The sequence below is a fragment of the Chloroflexota bacterium genome, assembly GCA_038040195.1.
Classification (GTDB): Bacteria; Chloroflexota; Limnocylindria; order QHBO01; family QHBO01; genus DASTEQ01.
This window is the reverse complement of record JBBPIR010000011.1, coordinates 1-19,964: the sequence shown is the minus strand read 5'-3', so window position 1 is coordinate 19,964 and position 19,964 is coordinate 1. Positions and strand designations below refer to the sequence as shown.

21 protein-coding genes and 1 tRNA gene are annotated in these 19,964 nt (G+C 67.3%); all 22 read left to right on the top strand.

From position 1 onward, the window contains the following. The first annotated feature begins 71 nt into the window (after positions 1 to 71). Positions 72 to 236, top strand: coding sequence for a 50S ribosomal protein L33 (gene rpmG / locus AABM41_09240; GenBank protein MEK6192491.1), 165 nt, complete (start codon positions 72 to 74; stop codon positions 234 to 236). A gap of 4 nt (positions 237 to 240) precedes the next feature. After that, positions 241 to 316: transfer RNA gene (locus tag AABM41_09235), tRNA-Trp, on the top strand. Positions 317 to 359: 43 nt separating this feature from the next. After that, positions 360 to 548 (top strand): preprotein translocase subunit SecE, encoded by a 189-nt coding sequence (secE, locus tag AABM41_09230; GenBank protein MEK6192490.1) that lies wholly within the window; start codon positions 360 to 362, stop codon positions 546 to 548. A gap of 32 nt (positions 549 to 580) precedes the next feature. Next, positions 581 to 1,198: a transcription termination/antitermination protein NusG gene (nusG, locus tag AABM41_09225; protein MEK6192489.1), complete on the top strand. Its 618-nt coding sequence runs from the start codon at positions 581 to 583 to the stop codon at positions 1,196 to 1,198. 45 nt (positions 1,199 to 1,243) lie between these two features. Continuing rightward, the gene (gene rplK, locus AABM41_09220) at positions 1,244 to 1,669 is read left to right on the top strand and encodes a 50S ribosomal protein L11 (protein MEK6192488.1); all 426 of its coding nucleotides are present in this window, start codon (positions 1,244 to 1,246) and stop codon (positions 1,667 to 1,669) included. Continuing rightward, a complete protein-coding gene (gene rplA / locus AABM41_09215; protein ID MEK6192487.1) occupies positions 1,669 to 2,376 on the top strand; it encodes a 50S ribosomal protein L1 in 708 nt (235 codons plus the stop codon). The genes rplK and rplA overlap by 1 nt, the downstream gene beginning before the upstream one ends. Positions 2,377 to 2,577: 201 nt before the next feature. Continuing rightward, positions 2,578 to 3,393 (top strand): 50S ribosomal protein L10, encoded by an 816-nt coding sequence (gene rplJ / locus AABM41_09210; protein ID MEK6192486.1) that lies wholly within the window; start codon positions 2,578 to 2,580, stop codon positions 3,391 to 3,393. A gap of 19 nt (positions 3,394 to 3,412) precedes the next feature. Beyond that, positions 3,413 to 3,796: a 50S ribosomal protein L7/L12 gene (rplL, locus tag AABM41_09205; protein MEK6192485.1), complete on the top strand. Its 384-nt coding sequence runs from the start codon at positions 3,413 to 3,415 to the stop codon at positions 3,794 to 3,796. Positions 3,797 to 4,134: 338 nt separating this feature from the next. Beyond that, entirely contained in the window at positions 4,135 to 7,614 is a 3,480-nt protein-coding gene (locus AABM41_09200; protein MEK6192484.1) for a DNA-directed RNA polymerase subunit beta, read from the top strand. 8 nt (positions 7,615 to 7,622) lie between these two features. Continuing rightward, positions 7,623 to 11,996, top strand: a complete 4,374-nt coding sequence (gene rpoC, locus AABM41_09195) for a DNA-directed RNA polymerase subunit beta' (protein MEK6192483.1) — start codon at positions 7,623 to 7,625, stop codon at positions 11,994 to 11,996. Positions 11,997 to 12,205: 209 nt separating this feature from the next. Beyond that, on the top strand, positions 12,206 to 12,625 hold the full coding sequence (gene rpsL, locus AABM41_09190; protein MEK6192482.1) for a 30S ribosomal protein S12: 420 nt from the start codon (positions 12,206 to 12,208) through the stop codon (positions 12,623 to 12,625). A gap of 3 nt (positions 12,626 to 12,628) precedes the next feature. Then, positions 12,629 to 13,102: a 30S ribosomal protein S7 gene (gene rpsG, locus AABM41_09185; protein MEK6192481.1), complete on the top strand. Its 474-nt coding sequence runs from the start codon at positions 12,629 to 12,631 to the stop codon at positions 13,100 to 13,102. A 32-nt stretch (positions 13,103 to 13,134) separates the two neighbouring features. Beyond that, entirely contained in the window at positions 13,135 to 15,210 is a 2,076-nt protein-coding gene (gene fusA / locus AABM41_09180) for an elongation factor G (protein MEK6192480.1), read from the top strand. A 29-nt stretch (positions 15,211 to 15,239) separates the two neighbouring features. Continuing rightward, complete coding sequence (gene tuf, locus AABM41_09175; protein MEK6192479.1) at positions 15,240 to 16,442, top strand: elongation factor Tu; 1,203 nt, start codon at positions 15,240 to 15,242, stop codon at positions 16,440 to 16,442. Positions 16,443 to 16,448: 6 nt separating this feature from the next. After that, positions 16,449 to 16,757, top strand: a complete 309-nt coding sequence (gene rpsJ, locus AABM41_09170; GenBank protein ID MEK6192478.1) for a 30S ribosomal protein S10 — start codon at positions 16,449 to 16,451, stop codon at positions 16,755 to 16,757. After that, a complete protein-coding gene (gene rplC, locus AABM41_09165; GenBank protein ID MEK6192477.1) occupies positions 16,757 to 17,380 on the top strand; it encodes a 50S ribosomal protein L3 in 624 nt (207 codons plus the stop codon). Before rpsJ ends, rplC begins: the two co-directional genes overlap by 1 nt. 2 nt (positions 17,381 to 17,382) lie before the next feature. Continuing rightward, a complete protein-coding gene (rplD, locus tag AABM41_09160) occupies positions 17,383 to 18,006 on the top strand; it encodes a 50S ribosomal protein L4 (protein MEK6192476.1) in 624 nt (207 codons plus the stop codon). After that, complete coding sequence (gene rplW, locus AABM41_09155) at positions 18,003 to 18,299, top strand: 50S ribosomal protein L23 (GenBank protein ID MEK6192475.1); 297 nt, start codon at positions 18,003 to 18,005, stop codon at positions 18,297 to 18,299. The genes rplD and rplW overlap by 4 nt, the downstream gene beginning before the upstream one ends. Positions 18,300 to 18,301: 2 nt before the next feature. Continuing rightward, on the top strand, positions 18,302 to 19,132 hold the full coding sequence (gene rplB, locus AABM41_09150; GenBank protein MEK6192474.1) for a 50S ribosomal protein L2: 831 nt from the start codon (positions 18,302 to 18,304) through the stop codon (positions 19,130 to 19,132). Positions 19,133 to 19,141: 9 nt separating this feature from the next. After that, positions 19,142 to 19,426: a 30S ribosomal protein S19 gene (gene rpsS, locus AABM41_09145; protein MEK6192473.1), complete on the top strand. Its 285-nt coding sequence runs from the start codon at positions 19,142 to 19,144 to the stop codon at positions 19,424 to 19,426. Between the two features lie 10 nt (positions 19,427 to 19,436). After that, positions 19,437 to 19,778, top strand: coding sequence for a 50S ribosomal protein L22 (gene rplV, locus AABM41_09140; GenBank protein MEK6192472.1), 342 nt, complete (start codon positions 19,437 to 19,439; stop codon positions 19,776 to 19,778). Continuing rightward, on the top strand, positions 19,778 to 19,964 hold a 187-nt coding region (gene rpsC, locus AABM41_09135), incomplete at its 3' end, for a 30S ribosomal protein S3 (protein ID MEK6192471.1). The genes rplV and rpsC, both read left to right, overlap by 1 nt.

Sequence of the window (19,964 nt, the reverse complement as noted above, 5' to 3'; positions counted from 1 at the left end):
CACGAGGCTTCCCCCGGTGACCGGCCTTTGTTCGGCGTGTCCGACGGGAAGAACCTGAAGGACCGAATCCCGTGGCCAAGGCCGAGAACCGTCCGGTCATCACGCTGGCGTGCACTGAATGCAAGGAGCGCACGTACAGCACCCGGAAGAACAAGAGAAACGACCCGGGGCGGCTGGAGCTGAACAAGTTCTGTCCCCGCTGCCGGCACCACACCCTGCATCGAGAAACCAAGTAGGCGGAGGGGTGTAGCTCAATTGGTAGAGCACTGGTCTCCAAAACCAGCGGTTGTGGGTTCGAGTCCCGCCGCCCCTGCCAGCCCGTCCCTTCGTCCACGCACGGGAGCACCTGAAAGCACCACATGATCAGCCGGAGCCGTACCTACGTCACCGAAAGCTGGGCCGAGCTGCGCAAGGTCGTGTGGCCCACCCGGCGCCAGGTCGTCAACCTGACCCTGATCGTGATTGTCGTGTCGGCAGTCGTCGGGGCCTACATCGCGATCATCGACCTCCTGCTCCTGTTCGGGATGGACCGACTGCTGGCCCCATGACGACGAATGCACAGAGCGATGAATAGACCGATATGACCGAGCCGATTGGCACCGAAGAAGCCCGCCAGGCCGCACGCCTCTCGCGTGAGGCGCCGCAGCCTGCGGATCCGGATGCCGCCGAGCGCACGACCAAGCTGTGGTACGTGATCCACACCTATTCCGGGTACGAGAACAAGGTGAAGACCAACCTCGAGCACCGCATCGAGTCGATGGGGGTCGAGGACCAGATCTTCCAGGTCCTGGTGCCGATGGAGGAGGAGATCGAGATCCGCAACGGCCAGCGGCAGACCGTCAACAAGAAGGTCTTCCCGGGCTACGTCCTGGTCGAGATGATCATGACTGACGAGTCCTGGTACGTCGTGCGCAACACCCCGGGCGTGACCAGCTTCGTGGGCTCGGGCAACCGCCCCACCCCGCTGCGCGAGAGCGAGGTCAAGGCCATCCTCAAGCAGATGGGGGTCGAGGCGCCCAAGTTCAAGGTCCAGTTCCAGAAGGGCCAGAGCGTACGGGTCACCGACGGGCCGTTCGCCGAGTTCATCGGCACGGTCGACGAGGTGCATCCGGAGCGCAACAAGGTTCGGGTCCTGGTCAGCATCTTCGGTCGGGAGACCCCGGTCGAGCTCGACTTCCTGCAGATCGAGAAGTTGTAGAGGGAGGGGCGCAACCCGCCCCGCCAGCACCTCGGAGGAACAGACGTGGCCAAGAAAGTACGTGCCATCCTCAGAGTCCAGGGCCAGGCCGGCAAGGCGACCGCCGCCGCCCCGGTGGGCCCCGCCCTGGGCCAGCATGGCATCAACATCCTCGAGTTCCTGAAGGCCTTCAACGAGCGGACGGCCCACCTGTCCGGATACACCGTGGCTGCCGAGATCACGGTGTACGAGGATCGGTCCTTCACATTCACCACCATGGCTCCGCTGGCGGCGGCCCTGCTCAAGCGGGCAGCCGGAGTCGAGAGCGGATCGGCCGAGCCGAACCGCGAGAAGGTGGGGAGCATCACGCGCGGCCAGCTGCGGGAAATCGCGGAGGCCAAGATGGTGGACCTGAACGCCAACGACACCGAGCACGCGATGAAGATCATCGAGGGCACCGCGCGCAGCATGGGCATCGAGGTGGCTGACTGATGGCTCCCCACGGCAAGAAGTACCGCGCCGCCGCCGCGCTGCTGGAGACCGGCCGTCGCTATCCCATCGCGGAGGCATGCGAGCTGCTGCCCAAGGTCAGCACCGCCAAGTTCGACGCCACGGTGGAGGCCCACTTGCGGTTGGGGATCGATCCTCGCCATGCCGACCAGCTGGTCCGCGGAACGGTCGTCCTGCCGCACGGCACGGGCCGCAACCTCCGCGTGATCGTGTTCGCCCAGGGCGAAAAGGCGGTCGAGGCCCTGCGCGCCGGCGCCGACGAGGTTGGCGGTGAGGACCTGGTGAAGAAGATCGACGACGGCTGGCTCGATTTCGACGTCGCCATCGCCACCCCGGATCTCATGGGCGTCGTCGGCAAGCTGGGCAAGAAGCTCGGGCCCCGTGGCCTGATGCCCAATCCCAAATCGGGGACGGTCACCTTCGACATCGAGCGCGCGGTGGCCGAGGTGAAGTCGGGCCGAATCGAGTTCAAGGTCGACCGGGCGGGGATCGTCCACGCCCCGGTGGGCCGCGCCTCGTTCACGCCCGACCAGCTGCAGGCCAACGTCGCCACGCTGGTGGACGCCATCAATCGGGCCAAGCCATCGGGTGCCAAGGGGACGTACTTGCGAACACTGACCTTAGCCCCCACCATGGGCCCCGGCGTGGCGGTCGACATCCCATCGGCCCTCGCCGCCGCCCAGGCCTGACCGGAGGTACGACAGCGCCGAACGGCACAAATTCAGAGCCCAAGACAGCGATGTGATCCGGGCCCCAGGCCCGGACTAATCACCGGCCGATGGCAACCTCGGCCGGGGCACGCCGAGGCAGGAAGCCCGCCCCGTTGAGGGGCTGGTCCTCGCCGTTGGCGGCGGGGACTTTTCGTTTTCAGGAGGTGGACAGACCCAACCATGCCGACCGATGCCAAGCGCCGGGCCGTGAGCCAGCTGGTGGACATGCTGCGCGCCAGCTCCGCGCTGGCCGTGGCGGACTACCGGGGATTGACCGTCTCCGAGATGCACACGGTTCGGAAGACCCTGCGCGCCAACGGCGTCCGCCTCCAGGTGGCCAAGAACCGGCTCCTGAAAATCGCCGCCGATGAGGCAGGCCTCGAGGAGCTCAAGCCGCTCCTCGGCGGGCCGACCGCCATCGCCGCCACCAGCGGCGATGAAGTCAGCCTGGCTCGCGCGTTGCAGGAAGCCTTCCGGCCGTACAAGTTCGTCACTCTGCGGGGTGGCCTGCTGGCCGGGCAACCGATCAGCGCGACGGACCTTGGGCGCATTGCGAACCTGCCCAGCCGCGAGGTGCTGCTTGGCCGCCTGGCCGGCGGCATGGCGGCCCCGCTGGCCGGGATGGCCGGGGTGTTGGCCGCCAACATTCGCAACCTCGTCGGGGTCCTCAACGCTGTGGCCGAGCTAAGGCGGCAAACCGAAGTCGCGCCGCCGACTGACCGGGCCGAGCCGAGCGAGCCGACGGAGCCGGCGAAGCCGACGGAACAGACTGATCAGGCCGAACAAACCGAACCGAGCGATCAGGCCGAGGCGGAGCCGGCGGATCAGGCCGATCGGGCCCAGGCGGAACCGACGGATCCGAAGGAACAGACCGATCAAGCCGAACCGACGGATCCGACGGATCAGATCGAACCGACCCAACAGACCGAACAGACCGAAGTGGCCGAACAGGCCGAACAGACCGGTCAACCAAGGACCGACAAGGAGAACGAATAACACCATGGCGACCAAGACCCTGAGCAAGGACCAGATCCTCGAGACCATCGACGGCATGACCGTCCTGGAGCTGAGCGAGCTGGTAAAGGCGTTCGAGGAGCGCTACGGCGTGACCGCGGCCGCACCGGTGGCGGTCGCCGCCGCCCCAGCCGGCGGCGGAGATGGGGGAGCGCCCGCCGCACCCGAGGAGCAGACCGAGTTCGACGCCGTACTGACCGACGTGGGCCCCAACAAGATCCTGGTCATCAAGGCCGTGCGCGAGCTGACCGGCCTCGGCCTGAAGGAAGCGAAGGACCTCGTCGACGCCGCCCCCAAGGCGGTGAAGGAGGGCGTGACCCGCGAAGAGGCCGACGCGGTCAAGGAGAAGATGGCCGAGGCCGGCGCCACAGCCGAGGTCAAATAGCCGTTCGGGCCGCTCCGAGCGGGGCACCCAGCCCAGTGGAGTGCTCGCGCGTTCAGATCCTCTGGCTCAGTCACTGGTGACTGCTATCGTGCACGGGAAGCTCTTTCGGCCTGGCGTCAGTCACACCTGACTGGTGTCGCGCATGGGAAGCTGCTTCCGCCACTTGCCAGTCACACGTGAATTGCATCATTACCGCGATCTGTCGACCGGTAGTGGCTCAGGTTGATGTCGACCGCTTCAGTTGACGAAGCGGTGCGGACTGCTATACTGCTCGTTCGCGTGTCCGCGACCCACGCCGCCTCTCGCACGATCCACCATGCCCTTCCAAGGAGTGCTGCATGCCCCTGGCCGACTCTGCCGGCCGCTCGGCGCTTGCTCCGAGCCGTGAAAACTTCTCAAGAATCCCGGAGGTTCTCCCGCTTCCCAACCTGATCCAGACCCAGATCGAGTCGTTCCACTGGTTTGTCAATACCGGGCTCCGTGAGCTCCTCGACGAGATCACCCCGATCAGCGACTTCACCAGCAAGAACTTCGACCTCCACTTCCGCGACTACTACTTCGAAGATCCCAAATTCAACGAGGACGAGTGCCGCACTCGTGACCTGACCTACTCCCGGCCCCTGCGGGCCGAGGTCGACCTGCTCGTCAAGGAGACGGAGGAGGTCAAGAGTCAGACGGTCTTCATGGGCGACTTCCCATGGATGACCGATCAGGGCACGTTCATCATCAACGGCGCCGAGCGCGTCGTCGTCAGCCAGCTGGTCCGCTCCCCCGGCGTCTACTACGACGTCGACGAGGACGCGGCAACCGGCCGGCAGCTGTATACCGCGAAGGTGATCCCGAACCGCGGGGCGTGGCTCGAGTTCGAGACCTCGAACAAGAGCGTCCTGTCGGTCAAGGTCGATCGCAAGCGGAAGATCCCGGTCACCACCCTGCTGCGAGCGGTGGGCCTGGTCGACAGTCAGGAGATGCTCCGCATCTTAGGCGCGGTCGACGACAACCCCGAGCACCCGTATGTCGCGCTGACCCTCGATAAGGATCCGACCAGCACCCAGGAAGAGGCCCTGGTCGAGGTCTACAAGAAGCTGCGCCCCGGTGATCCGCCCACGGTCGAGAACGCGCGGACGCTGGTCAACAGCCTGTTCTTCAACTTCCGCCGCTACGACCTGGGCCGGGTGGGCCGCTACAAGCTCAACAAGGCGCTGCGCGAGATCGCCACCAAGCTCAACCTCGAGCTGCCGACCGAGGAGCCGGACACGCCACGCGAGTCGCGGGTCATCAGCCAGAACGACATCGTCGCCATCGTGGCCAAGCTCATCGAGCTGAACAATGGCCGTGGCCAGCGCGACGACATTGACCATCTGGGCAACCGCCGCATCCGCGCCAACGGGGAGCTGATCCAGAACCAGTTCCGCATCGGCCTGCTCCGCATGGAGCGGGTGGTCAAGGAGCGGATGACCATCACCGATCCCGAGCAGGCGACCCCGAACTCGCTGATCAACATCCGCCCCGTGGTGGCGGCCATGAAGGAGTTCTTCGGCGGCAGCCAGCTCAGCCAGTTCATGGACCAGACCAACCCGCTGGCGGAGCTCACCAACAAGCGCCGCCTGTCTGCGCTCGGCCCGGGTGGGCTGTCGCGCGAGCGAGCCGGATTCGACGTCCGTGACGTCCATCCCTCCCACTACGGCCGGATGTGCCCCATCGAGACCCCGGAAGGACCGAACATCGGTCTCATCGGCTCGTTGGCGACCTACGGCAAGATCAACAAGCACGGGTTCATCGAGACCCCCTATCGGCGGGTCCGGCGCTCGGTGTCCCACAAGGACAAGACCGCCGACGTGGTGGGCGAGACGCTGTCCGAGGACCTCGGCGCGGATGGCCGCAAGGTCCTGGCCAAGGCCGGGACGACCATCAGCGACAAGCTGTGGGCCACGATCAAGGACCAGAAGCTGGCCTCGATCCGCATCCGCCCCGTGGTGACCGACCAGATCGACTACCTGGCCGCGGACGAGGAGGAGAAGTTCTACATCGCGCAGGCAAACGCCCCGTTGGACGCGGGCCAGCACTTCGTCGAGGAGCGGGTCATGGTCCGCTACCGCGACAAGTTCCTCATCGAGCCGGCCGACGACGTCGACTACATGGACGTCAGCCCCAAGCAGATCGTCAGCGTGGCGACGGCCCTCATCCCGTTCCTCGAGCACGACGACGCGAACCGGGCCTTGATGGGCTCGAACATGATGCGCCAGTCGGTTCCGCTCATCGTCCCTGAGGCCCCGGTGGTGGGGACCGGGGTGGAGTACCGCGCCGCGCTCGATTCCCAGCAGGTGGTGACCGCCAGCGCGCCCGGCACGGTCACGAGCGTGACCGCCGACGAGATCATGGTCGAGCGCGACGAGGGGGACCAGCTCGACACCTATCGGCTCAAGAAGTTCGTCCGCTCCAACCAGGGCACCTGCATCCACCAGCGCCCGATCGTGGACGTTGGCACCCGCGTGGTGGAAGGCCAGGTCCTGGCCGATTCATCCTCGACCGACAAGGGTGAGCTGGCCCTGGGCCAGAACATCCTGGTCGCGTTCCTGCCCTGGGAGGGCGGCAACTACGAGGACGCCATCGTGATCAGCGAGCGGCTGGTGCGCGACGACCTGTTCACCTCGATTCATATCGAGAAGCACGAGGTCGAGGCGCGCGACACGAAGCTCGGCCCCGAGGAGATCACCCGCGACATCCCGAACGTCGGTGACGAGTCGCTCCGCGACCTGAACGAAGACGGGATCATCTACGAGGGCGCCGAGGTCCAGCCAGGCGACATCCTGGTCGGCAAGATCACGCCCAAGGGCGAGACGGAGCTGACCGCGGAGGAGCGGCTGCTGCGCGCGATCTTCGGCGAGAAGGCCCGCGAGGTGAAGGACTCGTCCCTCCGCCTGCCCCACGGGGAGCGGGGGATCGTGGTCGCAGTCCGCGAGTTCAGCCGCGAGCAGGGCGATGAGCTGGCTCCCGGCGTCAACCGCCTGGTGCGCGTCAGCGTGGCCCAGAAGCGGAAGATTGCCGTCGGCGACAAGATGGCCGGCCGCCACGGCAACAAGGGCGTCATCGCCAAGATCCTGCCAGCGGAGGACATGCCGTTCATGCCGGACGGCACGCCGGTCGACATCGTCCTCAACCCGCTCGGCGTGCCGAGCCGGATGAATATCGGCCAGATCCTGGAAACCCACCTGGGCTGGGCCATGACCACCCTGGGCCTGAAGGCCTCCACCCCGGTCTTCGACGGCGCGACTGAGGAGCAGATCCGCCAGCGGCTGGAGCAGGCGGGCCTGCCCACGGACGGCAAGAGCCTCCTGTACGACGGGCGGACCGGCGTGGCGTTCGACCAGCCGGTGACGGTGGGCCATATCTACATGCTCAAGCTCCACCACCTGGTGGAGGACAAGATCCATGCCCGCAGCACGGGCCCCTACTCGCTCATCACCCAGCAGCCGCTGGGCGGCAAGGCGCAGTTCGGCGGCCAGCGCTTCGGCGAGATGGAGGTCTGGGCCCTGGAGGCGTATGGCGCGGCCAACATCCTCCAGGAGCTCCTGACCGTGAAGAGCGACGACGTGCTGGGCCGGGTGCAGACCTACGAGGCCATCGTTAAGGGCGAGGAGATCCAGGCGCCCGGCGTGCCGGAGTCGTTCAAGGTGCTGATCAAGGAGCTTCAGGCGCTCGGGCTGTCGGTCGAGATCCTGAACGAGAACGAAGAGGAGATCCGGTTCGTCGAGGATACCGGCTCCTATCCGCTGCCCGACCTGGGCGGCATCAACCTCCAGGGCTTTGAGGAATAAGGGCGCACATGCTGGAAGTCAACAACTTCGACGCCATCCGCATCGGTCTGGCCTCGCCGGACGAGATCAAGTCCTGGTCGTCGGGCGAGGTCACCAAGCCCGAGACGATCAACTACCGGACCCTCAAGCCGGAGAAGGACGGGCTATTCGACGAGCGCATCTTCGGTCCCACCAAGGACTGGGAGTGCTACTGCGGCAAGTACAAGCGGATTCGGTACAAGGGCATCATCTGCGACAAGTGCGGCGTGGAGGTGACCCGCAGCAAGGTCCGTCGCGAGCGGATGGGCCACATCAAGCTGGCCAGCCCGGTCAGCCACATCTGGTACTTCAAGGGCACCCCCTCACGGCTGGGGATCCTGCTCGACATCAGCCCGCGCAACCTGGAGCGGATCCTGTACTTCGCCCTGTCGGTGGTGACCCGGGTCGACGAGGGCGAGCGCGAGAAGGCGCTGGCACGCGTCGACGAGGAGCTGGCCGAGCGCATCGCGGCGGCCAAGGGCGTGGTCGACGACAAGCAGGCCGAGCTGGAGGGGCAGGTCTCCGAGCGCCGGATGGCGATCGACGGTGAGCTCGCCGCCGAGCTGAAGATGCTCGCCGAGCGCCAGAAGGCGCGCACCGCGGAGCTGACGACCGCGGCCAAGGCCATCGAGACCGATCTCAAGGCGGCCGGCAAGACGGTCATCGTCGACGTCGTGTTCGCGGCCACCGGCGAGGTCGTGGCTCGCGAGGGTGAGCCGGTCAAGGAGTCCGTCACGCGCCTGCGCGAGGCGGTCAAGGCCGAGGTTGCCTCGGTCACGGCCGACATCGGCGAGGCGAAGACCCGGGCCCGGGAACGGCATGACCTGCAGATCACCGATCTGACCGGCGGCTTCGACGGTGCCCTGGCGGAGGCCCGCGAGCACCTGGCTCGTGAGACCGATGACGCGCGCCTCGCGGCGCGCCTGGCCCGCCAGCAGATCAACGACATCAAGGTCATGCAGACCGTGACCGAGTCCGAGCACCGCAACCTGTCCGAGCAGCACGGACGTCTGTTCGACGCCTCGATGGGGGCGGAGGCGATCAAGAAGGTCATCGAGGCCATGAACCTCGACGAGCTGGCGGAGAAGCTCCAGCTCGAGATGCGCCAGACCAGCGGACAGCGCCGGAAGAAGGCGATCAAGCGGCTGCGCCTGATCGAGGCGTTCCGCAAGAGCGGCGCCCGCCCGGAGTGGATGATCCTGACTACGCTGCCGGTCATCCCGCCCGACCTGCGGCCTATGGTTCAGCTCGACGGCGGACGGTTCGCGACCAGCGACCTGAACGACCTGTATCGGCGGGTGATCAACCGCAACAACCGCCTGAGCCGGCTGCTGGACCTGGAGGCGCCGGAGATCATCATCCGCAACGAGAAGCGGATGCTTCAAGAGGCCTGCGACGCGCTGATCGACAACGGGCGCCGCGGGCGTGCCATCAGCGGCACCGGCAACCATCGGCTCAAGAGCCTGTCCGACATGCTGAAGGGCAAGCAGGGCCGGTTCCGGCAGAACCTGCTCGGCAAGAGAGTCGACTACAGCGGCCGCTCGGTCATCGTGGTCGGCCCCGAGCTGAAGCTCCACCAGTGCGGCCTGCCCAAGAAGATGGCGCTCGAGCTGTTCAAGCCGTTCGTCATGCGCCAGCTGGTGGAGAAGGGCTTCGCCCACAACATCAAGAGCGCCAAGCGGATCGTGGAGCGGGTACGCCCCGAGGTGTGGGACGTGCTGGAGGAGGTCATCCAGGATCACCCTGTGCTCCTCAACCGTGCACCCACGCTCCATCGGCTCGGGATCCAGGCCTTCATGCCGGTCCTGGTCGAGGGATCGGCCATCCAGATCCATCCCCTGGTGTGCTTCGCCTTCAACGCGGACTTCGACGGCGACCAGATGGCGGTTCACGTGCCGCTCTCGTCCGCCGCCCAGAAGGAAGCGAAGGAGCTGATGCTGTCGACCCAGAACCTGCTCAGCGCAGCGGACGGGACGCCGGTCGTATCGCCCACCCACGACATGGTGTTGGGCTGCTACTACCTGACCATCGAGGATCCGGAGGCGGCCGGCAAGGGCCGCGCCTTCTCGTCATTCGATGAGGCGCAGATGGCGCTCGACGCAGGCATCATCCACCTCCAGGCCCCAATCAGGGTCGAGCTCAAGGGGGAGCTGGTGGAGACCACCGCCGGGCGGCTGATCTTCAACTCCGCGCTTCCGGATGAGCTGGGTTTCTCCAACCAGATCATGGATCGCAAGGCGCTCAAGGACCTGATCGCGCGCTGCTACCGCGACCTGGGGCCGGCGGCCACCGCCAGCCTGGTGGATGGCATCAAGACCATCGGCTTCCATTACGCCACCGTGGCCGGCATCACCATCGGCATCGACGACATCAAGGTCCCGAAGGAGAAGGCGGCCCTGTTGGCCGAGGCCGACCACAAGGTGACCGACATCGAGCGCGAGTTCCGCAAGGGCTTCATCACCGATGACGAGCGCTACACCCAGACCGTCGAGGTCTGGCGCGATACGACCGATGAGGTGACCAGCAAAATGCTGGACGGGCTCGATCGCAAGGGCTCGGTGTGGATGATCACCCACTCCGGCGCGCGAGGAAACGTGACCCAGGTCCACCAGCTGGCCGGCATGCGCGGCCTGATGGCCGACCCGTCGGGCCGGATCATCGACCTGCCCATCCGCTCCAACCTGCGCGAAGGGATGAGCGTGCTCGAGTACTTCATCTCGAGCCACGGCGCGCGAAAGGGTCTGGCGGACACCGCCCTGCGGACGGCGGACTCAGGTTACCTGACCCGCCGCCTGGTGGACGTGGCCCAGGACGTCATCACCCGCGAGGAAGACTGCGGGACCGACGTCGGGACCTGGATCACCCGCGAGGAGTCGGCCGACATTCCCGAGCCGTTCGTGGATCGGCTCATCGGTCGCATGGCCTGCATCGACGTCACCGACCCGGTCAGCGGCAAGGTGATCACTGCGCGCAACGAAGAGCTGGGCGAGGACGCGGTGGAGCGCATCGGGGCATCGGACATCGACCGCGTCAACGTGCGGTCGCCGCTGACCTGCGCCGCCCGTCATGGCGTGTGCCGGATGTGCTACGGCCGCAACCTGGCGTCAGGCCAGCTGGTTCTGCTGGGCCAGGCGGTGGGCATCATCGCCGCCCAGTCGATCGGCGAGCCGGGCACCCAGCTCACGATGCGCACGTTCCACACCGGCGGCGTGGCCGGCGAGGACATCACCCAGGGCCTGCCGCGGGTCGAGGAGCTGTTCGAGGCCCGGATCCCCAAGGGCCAGGCCATCGTCAGCGAGATCGACGGCCGGGTCGAGGTCCAGCGTGGCGGTCCAGATCAGCCGGTCAGCGTGGTGGTGGAGCGGCGCGAGGCGTTCGACACCCCCATCAAGCTCACCGCCAAGCACGAGATCCTGGTCGAGAACGGTGACGAGGTGATCGAGGATCAGCTTCTGGCCCAGCTCGAGGTGGGCGGCGAGACCCACCCGGTCAAGTCACCCACCGCCGGGGTCGTGGCCCGCAAGGGTCGCAACGTGACCATCCGCTCCGAGGAGGTCGACCGGCGCGAATACCAGGTCCCGCACTCAGCCCGCCTGCGGGCCGAGACGGGGGGCGAAGTCGTCGCCGGCCAGCCGCTGACCGAGGGCCCGCTGAACCCCAAGGACCTGCTCCAGATCAAGGGCGTCGACGCGGTCCAGCGCTTCCTGGTGACCGAGGTGCAGAAAGTGTACCGATCCCAGGGCGTGGCGATCAACGACAAGCACGTGGAGATCATCGTGCGCCAGATGCTGCGCAAGGTGACGGTCGACAACCCGGGGGACACCGAGCTGCTGCCGTCGGAGATGATCGACCGCTTCGAGTTCGAGGAGACGAACAACCGGATCCTGGCCGAGGGCGGGGAGCCGGCCACCGCACAGACCGTGCTGCTGGGCGTGACCAAGGCGTCGCTCAACACCAGCTCGTTCCTGGCCGCGGCGTCGTTCCAGGAGACGACCCGGGTGCTCACCGAGGCGGCCATCCAGGGCGCCAAGGACCACCTCATCGGGCTCAAGGAGAACGTCATCATCGGCAAGCTCATCCCGGCGGGCACCGGCGCCCTGGCGCGGGCGGAGGCTCTGCGGGCCAAGGAGCTGTCGCCGGAGGACGTCGAGGCCATTCGCGAGCGCGAGGCGGCCATGACCTTCCTGACCGGCGATGCCGATGCCGATGCCGACGGCGTGATCGAGCCCGCGGAGGCCGAGGCGGCAGCCGAGGAAGCGGCCGAGACCGTCGCCGAGCTTATGGACGCCGGCGACAATCCGGCCATCGAGGCGGTCGTCGAGGAAGAGGTCTTCGAGGTCCTCAGCGAGGGCGAGAAGGTCTAGTCCGGGGATAACCGCCCACGCGGGCCTCGATTGACACTCCGAGCGCGCTGAACCTATACTCCGAGGTCGGTGTCCCGCACCGCGGGACGCCGTTCGTGTGTGTTCCGCCAAGAGGGTCTGACCCTCTCGGTCCGTGCCCCGACCAGGGCGCGACGGGACCGATGCGGAGCCTGTCCACCAGTCATCAATGCAGGTCCGAGAGGTATCGGTTGCCGACCATCAACCAGCTGGTCCGCAAGGGCCGAAAGCCAGTACGCAAGAAGGTCAAGGCGCCCGCCCTGCGGCGGACGTTCAACAACCTGACCCAGACCGCCTCCGAAGGGCGCGGCGCGCCCCAACGGCGGGGTGTCTGCCTGTCCGTCATGACCCGCACGCCCAAGAAGCCGAACTCAGCGCTGCGAAAGGTCGCCCGCGTACGCCTGACAAACGGGATGGAGGTGACTGCTTACATCCCGGGCGTCGGCCACAACCTCCAGGAGCACTCGGTGGTGCTCGTCCGCGGCGGCCGGGTGCCGGACCTGCCGGCGGTGAAGTACCACATCATCCGCGGCCCGCTCGACGCGGCCGGGGTGCGCGACCGGCGGCAGAGCCGTTCCAAGTACGGCGCCAAGTCGGCGGGGAAGGCGTAGGCGATGCCGCGCCGCCCCACGGTCGCCCGCAAGGCGAAGTACGACGAGCAGCTGGTCGGCAGCGCGCTGACCATGGACCAGTTCACGAACAAGCTGATGCACGGCGGCAAGCGTCAGCTGGCATCTCGCATCCTGGAGGACGCGCTCGCGCGCGCCGAAAGCCAGGCCGGACGCTCGGGGATCGAGGTCCTCGAGCACGCCATGCGCAACGCCATGCCGCTGATCGAGGTCAAGCCAAAGCGGGTGGGGGGCTCGACCTACCAGATCCCCGTCGAAGTACGCGCCGATCGGCGCGTTTCGCTTGGTATGCGCTGGATCATCGAAGCCGCCCGCAAGCGGAATGGCCGCAGCATGGGTGAGAAGCTGGCGGCCGAGCTGATCGACGCCTCGAATGGGCTCGGCGCTGCCGTCAAGCGCCGGGAGGACACCCACCGCATGGCGGAGGCCAACAAGGCCTTCAGCCACTTCCGGTGGTAGTCGCAACCGCCCCGCGACGATTGGGGACTGAGATGGCGACCGAGTATCCGCTGGAGCGCACCCGAAACATCGGGATCATCGCCCACATCGACGCGGGCAAGACGACCGTGTCCGAGCGGATCCTGTTCTACACCAAGAAGATCTACAAGATCGGCGAGGTCCATGAGGGCGCGGCCACCATGGACTGGATGGAGCAGGAGCAGGAGCGCGGCATCACGATCACCGCCGCGGCCACGACATGCTTCTGGGGCGATCACCGCATCAACCTTATCGACACGCCCGGCCACGTGGATTTCACGGTGGAGGTCGAGCGCAGCCTGCGGGTGCTCGATGGCGCGGTCGTCGTCTTCGACGGCGTGGCCGGCGTGGAGCCCCAGTCCGAGACCGTGTGGCGCCAGGCGGATAAGTACGGCATCCCGCGCTTCTGCTTCGTGAACAAGCTCGACCGCACCGGAGCCGATTTCTGGCGGGTGGTGGACATGATCCGCGACCGGCTGGGCGCCACGGCCGTCCCGATCCAGCTGCCCATCGGCACCGAGTCGGCGTTCCGCGGAGTCATCGACCTGGTTTCCATGAAGGCCATCACCTACGGCAACGACGTGGACGACCCCGGCGAGACCGGGCCGATCCCGGCTGACCTGGCCGAGGAGGCCGCCACCTGGCACGACAAGATGGTCGAAGCCCTCGCTGACCTCGACGACGACATCGCCCACAAGTTCCTCGAGGGCGAGCCGGTGGATGCCGATCAGCTCCGCCGCGCGCTGCGCGCGGGCACGCTCGCGTATCGGATCGTGCCGGTCCTGTGTGGGTCGGCGCTCAAGAACAAGGGCATCCAGCCCATGCTCGACGCGGTCGTCGACTATCTGCCCAGCCCGCTGGACGTGCCGCCGGTGACCGGGACCGATCCACGCACGCATGAGCAGGTGGTTCGGCATACCGATCCGGACGAGCCGTTTGCGGCCCTGGCCTTCAAGATCGCCGCCGACCCGTTCGTCGGCAAGCTCGCCTTCTTCCGGGTTTACAGCGGGACGCTGAAGAGCGGCTCGTACGTCTACAACTCGACCAAGGGCCACAAGGAGCGGGTCGGGCGCCTGGTCCAGCTCCACGCCAACCACCGTGAGGAGGTCGACGCGGTCAGCGCCGGCGAGATCGCCGCGGCGGTGGGCTTGAAGAACACCTTCACCGGCGACACCCTGACAGATGAGGCGCACCCCATCGTGCTGGAGGCCATCACCTTCCCCGAGCCGGTCATCGAGCTGGCGGTGGAGCCCAAGACCAAGGCCGACCAGGACAAGATGGCGCTCGCCCTGCATCGGCTGGCGGAGGAGGACCCGACCTTCCGGGTCAGCACCGACCAGGAGTCGTCCCAGACCCGGATCGCGGGAATGGGCGAGCTGCACCTGGAGGTCATCGTCGACCGCATGCTGCGCGAGTTCAAGGTCCAGGCCAACGTCGGCCGGCCGCAGGTCTCGTACCGCGAGGCGATCCGCAAGGCTGCCAAGGCCGAGGGACGGCTCGTGCGCCAGACCGGGGGCAAGGGCCAGTACGGCCACGCGGTCATCACCCTCGAGCCACTGGAGCGGGGAAGCGGCTACGTCTTCGAGTCCAAAATCGTGGGCGGTGCCATCCCGCGCGAGTTCTGGAAGGCGGTCGAGGAGGGCATCCGCGACGCCCTGGCCGGGGGCGTGCTGGCCGGCTATCCGCTGATCGACGCCAAGGCGACGCTCATCGACGGCTCGTTCCACGAGGTCGACTCGTCCGAGATGGCGTTCAAGATCGCCGGCTCGCTGGCCGCCAAGGCCGCCGTCGCCAAGGCGGATCCGGTCATCCTGGAGCCGGTCATGCGGGTCGAGGTGGTTACCCCCGAGAACTTCATGGGGGACGTCATAGGCAACCTCAACGCCCGCCGCGGCTCGGTGGACAGCATCGAGGAGCGGGGGACCTCGCGGGTCATCGCCGCCCACGTTCCGCTGGCCGAGATGTTCGGCTACGCCACTGACCTGCGGTCCATGACCCAGGGCCGCGCCACCTATTCGATGGAGTTCGCCCGGTACGCCGAAGTACCGTCATCCATTGCCAACGAGTTGATCGCCAAGTCGAAGAGCTAGACACCCAGGAGGAACGAAAAGCAAGCACCATGGCCAAGCAGAAGTTCGACCGCACCAAGCCGCACGTCAACGTCGGAACCATCGGTCATGTCGACCATGGCAAGACCACGCTGACGGCTGCCATCACGAAGTACCTGGCCCTCAAGGGCGGGGCCAGCTTCCGCGCCTTCGACTCGATCGACAACGCTCCGGAGGAGCGGGCCCGCGGCATCACGATCGCGATCGCCCACGTCGAGTACCAGACCGACGCGCGCCACTATGCCCACGTCGACTGCCCCGGCCACGCGGACTACATCAAGAACATGATCACCGGCGCGGCCCAGATGGACGGCGCCATCCTGGTCGTGTCCGCCGCCGACGGCCCCATGCCCCAGACCCGTGAGCACATCCTCCTGGCCCGCCAGGTCGAGGTTCCGTCGATCGTGGTCTACCTCAACAAGGTGGACATGGTCGACGACGAGATGCTCATCGACCTGGTCGAGATGGAGGTGCGCGAGCTCCTCAGCAAGTACCAGTTCCCCGGCGACGACATCCCCGTCATCCGCGGCTCCGCGCTTAAGGCCCTGGAGTCCAAGAGCGACGACCCGGAGTCCGAGGACTACGCCAGCATCAAGCAGCTGATGGAGGCCGTGGACACGTACATCCCGACCCCGACCCGGGAGACGGACAAGCCATTCCTGATGCCGGTCGAGGACGTGTTCGGGATCAAGGGCCGTGGCACGGTCGCCACCGGGCGCATCGAGCGCGGCCAGGTCAAGGTGGGCGAGACGATCGAGCAGGTCGGCGTCCACGCCAAGGCCCGCCAGCTGGTGGTGACCGGAGTCGAGATGTTCAACAAGACCCTCGACGAAGGCCAGGCCGGCGACAACGTGGGCATCCTGCTCCGCGGCGTCGAGCGCGAGGAGATCGAGCGCGGCCAGGTGCTGGCAAAGCCTGGGAGCATCAAGCCGGGCACCAAGTTCAAGGCCGAGGTGTACGTCCTGAGCAAGGACGAGGGTGGACGCCACACGCCGTTCTATACCGGGTATCGGCCGCAGTTCTACCTGCGCACGACCGACGTCACCGGCTCGATTGAGCTACCGACCGGGGTCGAGATGATCATGCCCGGCGACAACGTGAACATCGACGTCGAGCTCATCACGCCCATCGCCATCGAGCAGGGCCAGCGCTTCGCGATTCGCGAGGGCGGCCACACGGTGGGCGCGGGCGTCATCACGGCGCTTCCCGCGTAGCCGCCGATGGCCAAGCAACGCATTCGCATCCGGCTTCGGGCCTACGACCACAAGCTGCTCGACCAGTCGGCGGAGCAGATCGTGGAGACGGCCCAGCGGACGGGCGCCGAGATCGTCGGCCCTGTTCCGCTGCCGACGCGGATCGAGAAGTTCACGGTCATCCGCGGCCCGTTCATCCACAAGGACGGACGGGAGCAGTTCGAGATTCGAACCCACAAGCGGCTGATCGACATCATCGATCCCTCGTCGAAGACGGTCGATGCGCTGATGCGGCTCTCGCTGGCGGCGGGCGTCGACATCGAGATCAAGATGTGATGGCAATCGGGCTGATCGGGCGCAAGCTCGGCATGATGCGGCTCTTCGCCGAGGACGGCAGCGTCGTCCCCGTGAGCGTCATTGCCGCTGCCCCGAACACGGTGACCCGGCTCCGCAGCGTCGAGCGCGACGGCTACGCGGCGGTCCAGGTCGGCGCCGGGGTGGCCCGACGTGTCACCCGCCCGGTGGCCGGCCAGTTGCCCGAGCTGCCCAAGGACGCTCCCCGGCCACGCGTCATGCGCGAGTTCCGGGTGGACTCGACCGAGGGTTTCGAGACGGGGCAGTCCCTCGACGTGACCCTGTTCGCGGCCGGCGACCTGGTGGACGTGACCGGGGTCAGCAAAGGCCGTGGATTCGCGGGCACCATCAAGCGCCACCACTTCCACCGCGGACCGGTGACCCACGGCTCGACCAACACCCGCCAGCCGGGCTCGATCGGGGCCGGGACGACCCCGGGCCGCGTATACAAGGGGATGAAGATGAGCGGCCACCTGGGCGACCGCCGAATCACCGTCCAGAAGCTCCAGGTGGTCCGGGTCGACCCCGACCGGCAATTGCTGCTGGTCCGGGGGGCGGTGCCCGGCGCCCGCAACGCCATGTTGCTGATTCGGAAGGCGGAGTAGTCGTGGCCAGCACGCCGGTCCTCACCGCCAAGGGCACCAAGAAGGGCTCGATCGAGCTGGCGGACACCCTGTTCGGCGCGCCGGTCCGCGGCGCGCTCATCCACCAGGCCGCCATGGCCCAGCTGGACGCGCGCCGGGTCGGCACCGCGGACACATTGACGCGGGCCCAGGTCCGCGGCGGCGGCCGCAAGCCATGGCGCCAGAAGGGCACCGGCCGCGCGCGCCAGGGCAGTCGCACGTCGCCGCAGTGGCGCGGTGGCGGCGTGGTCTTCGGCCCGCACCCGCGTGACTACGCGGTGAAGGTCAATGACAAAGTCCGGCGCGCGGCCCTCCGCGGAGCCCTGAGCGCCAAGGTCGCCGATGGCGCGGTCAAGGTGGTCGAGGGCATCGGCCTGGACAAGATCCAGACCAAGGCCCTGGTCGAGCGCCTGGCGGCGTGGGATGTGCAGGGCCGGGTCCTGCTGGTCCTCGCCGCCCGCGACGAGAACGTGGAGCGCTCCGCGGCCAACCTGCGCGAGGTCCGCATTATCCTGGCCGACAGCTTGAACGTGGTCGACCTGCTGGAGGCCGACACGATCGTGTTCACCCGCGACGGTGTCGCCCGCGCCGAGGCGGTGTTCGCATGAGCGCGCGCACCATCCACGACGTTCTGCTGCGTCCCGTGGTCAGCGAGAAGTCGGTGGCCGAGATCGAGCGCAACAACTACACGTTCGCGGTGCGGCAGGACTCCAACAAGCTCCAGATCAAGGCCGCGGTGGAGGCCGAGTTCAAGGTCACCGTGCTGGGCGTGCGGGTGCAGACCGTGCACCCCAAGCAGAAGAGCCGGGGGCGACGGACCAAGGGCATGACCAGCGGCTGGCGCAAGGCGGTGGTGACCATCGCTGCCGGCGACAAGATCGAGCTGTTCGAGGTCGTATAGCCATGCCGCTTCGCAGCTACCGACCCAACACGCCGTCCCTGCGCCAGATGACGCGCTCGGACTTCGCGGAGGTCACGACCGATCGGCCACACAAGCCGCTCACCGAGCGTCTCGGCTCCAGCGCCGGGCGCAACAGCCAGGGCAAGCTCACGGTCCGCCACCAGGGTGGCGGTCACAAGCGGTTGTATCGGGTCATCGACTGGCGGCGCGACAAGCACGGCGTTCCCGCCCGGATCGCGACCATCGAGTACGACCCGAACCGGTCGGCCCGGATCGCCCTGCTCCACTACGCCGATGGTGACAAGCGCTACATGCTGCTGCCCAACGGCCTGCAGGTGGGGGACGAGGTCACGTCCGGCCCCGAGGCCGAGGCGCGGGTGGGCAACGCGTTGCCGCTGTCCAAGATCCCGCTGGGCACGCAGATCCACAACGTGGAGCTGGTTGCGGGCCGCGGAGGTCAGATCGTGCGCAGCGCGGGGGGCGCGGCACAGCTGCTGGCCAAGGAGGGGGAGTTGGCCACCATCCGGTTGCCATCGGGGGAGGTCCGACGGGTGCGGGCCAACTGCACGGCAACCGTGGGCCAGGTCAGCAACCTCGAGCACGAGAACCAGAAGATCGGCAAGGCCGGCCGGAGCCGGCATCTTGGCCGCCGGCCGTCAGTGCGAGGCGTGGTCATGAACCCCAACGACCACCCGCACGGCGGCGGAGAGGGCAAGTCACCCATCGGCATGCCGCCCAAGACGCCGTGGGGCAAGCCCGCCATGGGCCTGCGGACCCGCAAGCACCAGGCCAGCGATCGGCTGATCGTGCGCCGTCGCTACGGACGCGGGTAAGGAGACGCGATGAGCCGTTCCGTGAAAAAGGGACCCTTCGTCGATGCCCGCCTGCTGGGCCGCATCGAGGAGATGAACAAGCGCAAGGAACAGAAGGTCCTCAAAACCTGGTCGCGGGCGTCGGTGATCTTCCCGGCCATGATCGGCCACACCATCGCGGTCCACGACGGTCGCCGCCACGTCCCGGTCTTCGTGACCGAGAACATGGTCGGCCACCGCCTGGGCGAGTTCGCCCCGACCCGCCACTTCCGCGGGCACGGGCGGCACACCGAACGCTCATCGGCGCTGAAGTAGGACTGGACCGATGCGTGTGACCGCCACTGCCAAGTACGTCCGGATCAGCCCCCGCAAGGTCCGCCTGGTGGCTGACCTGATCGTCGGCCGCCCGGTCGAGGAAGCGGCGGCCATCCTCCGCTTCCTGCCCAACGCCGCGGCACGCGACGTGGCCAAGGTCCTGCGCAGCGCGACCGCCAATGCGGAGAACAACTTCAACCTGACCGCGGACGAGCTGCGCGTGGTGTCCGCGGTCGCCAACGAGGGACCGACGCTGAAACGCATCCGACCCCGCGCCCAGGGCCGCGCCTTCCAGATCCTCAAGCGCACCAGCCACATCAGCGTATCGGTCGCCGATGGAGGGGACGTCTGATGGGTCACAAGGTGCATCCGTACGGCTTTCGGCTGGGCATCAACAAGCCGTGGCTGGCGAAGTGGTACGCCGATCGCGACTACGCCACGCTGCTCCAGGAAGACATGAAGATCCGCACCCTGGTCGCGCGTCAGCTGGCCAACGCCAGCGTGAGCCAGGTCGAGATCGAGCGCGGCATCAACCACG

Excerpts from the sequence above, each read along its gene's own strand:
- secE (MEK6192490.1), top strand. The coding sequence starts at position 360 with ATGATCAGCCGGAGCCGTACCTACGTCACCGAAAGCTGGGCCGAGCTG.
- nusG (MEK6192489.1), top strand. The coding sequence starts at position 581 with ATGACCGAGCCGATTGGCACCGAAGAAGCCCGCCAGGCCGCACGCCTC.
- rplA (MEK6192487.1), top strand. The coding sequence starts at position 1,669 with ATGGCTCCCCACGGCAAGAAGTACCGCGCCGCCGCCGCGCTGCTGGAG.
- rplJ (MEK6192486.1), top strand. The coding sequence starts at position 2,578 with ATGCCGACCGATGCCAAGCGCCGGGCCGTGAGCCAGCTGGTGGACATG.
- AABM41_09200 (MEK6192484.1), top strand. The coding sequence starts at position 4,135 with ATGCCCCTGGCCGACTCTGCCGGCCGCTCGGCGCTTGCTCCGAGCCGT.
- rpoC (MEK6192483.1), top strand. The coding sequence starts at position 7,623 with ATGCTGGAAGTCAACAACTTCGACGCCATCCGCATCGGTCTGGCCTCG.
- rpsG (MEK6192481.1), top strand. The coding sequence starts at position 12,629 with ATGCCGCGCCGCCCCACGGTCGCCCGCAAGGCGAAGTACGACGAGCAG.
- fusA (MEK6192480.1), top strand. The coding sequence starts at position 13,135 with ATGGCGACCGAGTATCCGCTGGAGCGCACCCGAAACATCGGGATCATC.
- tuf (MEK6192479.1), top strand. The coding sequence starts at position 15,240 with ATGGCCAAGCAGAAGTTCGACCGCACCAAGCCGCACGTCAACGTCGGA.
- rpsJ (MEK6192478.1), top strand. The coding sequence starts at position 16,449 with ATGGCCAAGCAACGCATTCGCATCCGGCTTCGGGCCTACGACCACAAG.
- rplC (MEK6192477.1), top strand. The coding sequence starts at position 16,757 with ATGGCAATCGGGCTGATCGGGCGCAAGCTCGGCATGATGCGGCTCTTC.
- rplW (MEK6192475.1), top strand. The coding sequence starts at position 18,003 with ATGAGCGCGCGCACCATCCACGACGTTCTGCTGCGTCCCGTGGTCAGC.
- rplB (MEK6192474.1), top strand. The coding sequence starts at position 18,302 with ATGCCGCTTCGCAGCTACCGACCCAACACGCCGTCCCTGCGCCAGATG.
- rpsS (MEK6192473.1), top strand. The coding sequence starts at position 19,142 with ATGAGCCGTTCCGTGAAAAAGGGACCCTTCGTCGATGCCCGCCTGCTG.
- rplV (MEK6192472.1), top strand. The coding sequence starts at position 19,437 with ATGCGTGTGACCGCCACTGCCAAGTACGTCCGGATCAGCCCCCGCAAG.